General features: G+C 72.1%; 3 protein-coding genes. 2 read left to right on the forward strand and 1 reads right to left on the reverse strand.

The window, feature by feature from the left end:
* On the reverse strand, nt 1–591 hold a 591-nt coding region (locus AB0O00_RS32000), incomplete at its 3' end, for a SulP family inorganic anion transporter (protein ID WP_363657748.1).
* Between the two features lie 775 nt (nt 592–1,366).
* Between AB0O00_RS32000 and gcl the strand changes: the two genes are divergently transcribed.
* Nucleotides 1,367–3,148, forward strand: a complete 1,782-nt coding sequence (gene gcl, locus AB0O00_RS32005; RefSeq protein WP_363657746.1) for a glyoxylate carboligase — start codon at nt 1,367–1,369, stop codon at nt 3,146–3,148.
* A 153-nt stretch (nt 3,149–3,301) separates the two neighbouring features.
* Nucleotides 3,302–3,790 (forward strand): glutathione peroxidase, encoded by a 489-nt coding sequence (locus AB0O00_RS32010; protein ID WP_363657750.1) that lies wholly within the window; start codon nt 3,302–3,304, stop codon nt 3,788–3,790.
* The last annotated feature ends 69 nt before the right edge of the window (nt 3,791–3,859 follow it).

Genomic DNA, 3,859 nt, shown 5'->3' on the forward strand with positions numbered 1-3,859 from the left:
CCCGACGGCGGCCAGCGGGGCGGGGACGCTCCGGGCGACGCGCTCGGGCAGGTGCTTCCACGCCACGAGCACGAGCAGCGTGGCCACGCCGAGCGCGGCGGCGCCCGGGTTCGCGGCGCCGCCGAGGGCGTCGCGCAGCAGGGCGGGCAGCCCGGCGATCTTCTCCGGCCCGGTGGCCGGGGCCCGGCGGTCGGCGAGCGCGTACAGCTGGCCGGTGAGCAGCGTGAGCCCGATGCCGCCGAGCATGCCGTGCACGACGGAGGCGGACATGGCGCGGAACCAGCGGCCGAGCCGCAGGGCGCCCATGGCGAGCTGGAGCAGTCCGGCGCCGAGGACGAGCGGTCCGAGCGCCTGCGGGCCGAAGCGGTGGACGGCGTCGTAGACGAGGACGGTGAGCCCGGCGGCCGGGCCGCTGACCTGGAGGCTGCTGCCGGGCCGCAGCCCGACGACCAGGCCGCCGACGATGCCGGTGACCAGGCCGAGCTCGGCCGGCACGCCGGAGGCGACCGCGACCCCGACGCACAGCGGCAGGGCGACCAGGAAGACGACGAGCGAGGCGGGCAGGTCATGCCGCCAGGGGACGGCGCGCAGGGGGCCGGCCGGCGGGAAGCCGGCCGGCAGGCGGCGGGGCCGGCCCGGTGGCCCGGTGCGGCGGGAGCGGCCCGGCGGGCCCTTGCGGCGGTGGGGCGGACTGCTCACCCGGTCACCTCCGGGTGGCGGACGGGGCAACGGCGCATGGGTGCGTTCCTTCCGCGCGTCCGCCGGCGGCGGGCGCGCTGCTCCGGGGCGTGGCGAAGAGACGTGACGTGCGAAGAGGCGTGCGCAGAGGTGTGCAGCGAGACGTGCGACGAGGTGTGCGCAGAGATGTGCAGAGAGACGTGCGACGAAGCGGGCGACGGAAGTGCGGGCGCGAGGGGCACGGTACGAAGGACAGGGCCTGCGGTACGGCCGGCGCCTGCGGATGCGCGCGGTGCTTGCGGGTGCGGGCGGGAAGAAGGGCCGCACGACGAGGGCGACAGTGGGGGGCCCGGCGTGGGTCCGACGGTACCCAGGGCTGCGGGACGGGCCAACCTCGCACACCGTCCCTTCACCCGAGCCGCACACCGGGTCCGCTTTCCGGGCCGGAACGCGCGCTTCCTCGGGCACACTTGCCCGACAGCCGTCCGCGTGTACGAACGAGGCCCGCGCACCACGGAACCCACAGGATGCACCCTGGGTGAACGTCCACAATCTGTTGAATCTCCCCTTGACGCCCCGACAGGGCCCGTCCTACCTTTTCTTCCACATACAGAAACCGTTCTTCCGTATGGTGGAATTCTGGAGATGAGCCCTCCGACCCACTGCGGGCCGACGCAGGAGAAACCCGATGCCTCGTATGACAGCCGCCCGCGCGGCCGTGGAGATCCTCAAGCTCGAAGGCGTTGAGGTCGCGTTCGGCGTGCCGGGCGCAGCCATCAACCCGTTCTACGCCGCCCTCAAGGCCTCCGGCGGGATCAAGCACACCCTCGCCCGTCACGTCGAGGGCGCCTCCCACATGGCCGAGGGCTACACCCGCGCCAAGGCCGGCAACATCGGCGTGTGCATCGGCACCTCGGGCCCGGCCGGCACCGACATGATCACCGGTCTGTACTCGGCGATCGCCGACTCGATCCCGATCCTGTGCATCACCGGCCAGGCCCCGGTCGCCCGCCTGCACAAGGAGGACTTCCAGGCCGTCGACATCGCCTCGATCGCCAAGCCGGTCACCAAGGCCGCGACCACCGTCCTGGAGGCCGCCCAGGTCCCCGGCGTCTTCCAGCAGGCCTTCCACCTGATGCGCTCCGGCCGTCCGGGCCCGGTCCTGATCGACCTGCCGATCGACGTCCAGCTGACCGAGATCGACTTCGACCCGGAGGCCTACCAGCCGCTGCCGGTCTACAAGCCGGTCGCCAACCGGATCCAGATCGAGAAGGCCATCGCGCTGCTCCAGGAGTCCGAGCGCCCGCTGATCGTCGCCGGCGGCGGCGTCATCAACGCCGACGCCTCCGAGCTGCTGCTGGAGTTCGCCGAGCTGACCGGCGTCCCGGTCGTCCCGACCCTGATGGGCTGGGGCATCGTCCCGGACGACCACGAGCTGAACGCCGGCATGGTCGGCCTGCAGACCTCGCACCGCTACGGCAACGAGAACTTCCTCGCCTCCGACTTCGTCCTCGGCATCGGCAACCGCTGGGCCAACCGCCACACCGGCGGCCTGGACGTCTACACCGCGGGCCGCAAGTTCGTCCACGTCGACGTCGAGCCCACCCAGATCGGCAAGATCTTCGCCCCCGAGCTCGGCATCGCCTCCGACGCCAAGGCCGCGCTGGAGCTGTTCGTCGAGGTCGCGCGCGAGCTCAAGGCGGCCGGCACGCTCAAGGACCGCAGCGAGTGGGCCGCCTCCACCCAGGCCCGCCGCGCGCAGCTGCAGCGCCGCACCCACTTCGACAACGTGCCGCTCAAGCCGCAGCGCGTCTACGAGGAGATGAACAAGGCCTTCGGCCCGGAGACCCGCTACGTCACCACGATCGGCCTGTCCCAGATCGCCGGCGCGCAGATGCTCCACGTCTACAAGCCGCGGCACTGGATCAACTGCGGCCAGGCCGGCCCGCTCGGCTGGACCATCCCGGCCGCGCTCGGCGTCGCGACCGCCGACCCCGAGGGCCAGATCGTCGCCCTCTCCGGCGACTACGACTTCCAGTTCATGATCGAGGAGCTGGCGGTCGGCGCGCAGCACCGCATCCCCTACGTCCACGTCCTGGTGAACAACTCCTACCTGGGCCTGATCCGCCAGGCGCAGCGGAACTTCGACATCGACTTCCAGGTCAAGCTGGAGTTCGAGAACATCAACGCGCCGGAGCTGGGCGTCTACGGCGTCGACCACGTCAAGGTCGCCGAGGGCCTGGGCTGCAAGGCGATCCGGGTCACCGAGCCGGAGGGCCTGCTGCCGGCCTTCGAGGAGGCCAAGAAGCTGGCCGCCGAGTTCCGCGTCCCGGTCGTCGTCGAGGCGATCCTGGAGCGCGTCACCAACATCTCGATGAGCGGCACCGACATCGACAAGGTCAACGAGTTCGAGGAGCTCGCGACCCTGCCCGAGCACGCGCCGACCGCCATCAGGCCGCTGGCCGTCTGAGACGGCGCACGGACCCGCAGCGTGGGGGCGGACGCGCCGCTCAGTGCGCCCCCACGCTCGCGGAACACCGGCGGCGCCGTCGCGGTTGAGCCCTCCGGGAGCGCTACCGTGACCCGGGAGTCCGACCCCACCGACCTGCCGAAAGGGACCACCGTGAGCCTGTACGACATTCCGCTGCGCACGCTGTCCGGCGAGGCCACCTCGCTCGCCGACTACAAGGGCAAGGCGCTGCTGATCGTCAACGTCGCCTCCAAGTGCGGCCTGACGCCGCAGTACGCGGGCCTGGAGCGGCTCCAGGAGCGCTACGCCGCGCGCGGGTTCAGCGTGCTGGGCTTCCCGTGCAACCAGTTCGCCGGACAGGAGCCGGGCAGCGCCGAGGAGATCGAGACGTTCTGCTCGACGACGTACGGCGTCACGTTCCCGCTGTTCGAGAAGATCGACGTGAACGGTGACGACCGGCACCCGCTGTACGCCAAGCTCGTCGAGACGGCGGACGCCGAGGGCGAGGCCGGCGACGTCAAGTGGAACTTCGAGAAGTTCCTCATCACCCCGGACGGTACGGTCGCCGCCCGGATCCGCCCGGCCACCGACCCCGAGGCGGACGAGGTCGTCGCCGCCATCGAGGCCGTGCTGCCGGCCTGAGCGCCGCCAGGTGATCGTCGCGGGGAGGGAACGCCCGGGGGGGGCGGCCCGGGCCGTTGCGCCCCGCCA

Source organism: Kitasatospora sp. NPDC093558 (assembly GCF_040683475.1).
In the GTDB taxonomy this organism is placed as follows: Bacteria; Actinomycetota; Actinomycetes; order Streptomycetales; family Streptomycetaceae; genus Kitasatospora.

Coding starts and splice junctions, on each gene's coding strand:
- gcl (WP_363657746.1), top strand. CDS start 1,367: ATGCCTCGTATGACAGCCGCCCGCGCGGCCGTGGAGATCCTCAAGCTC.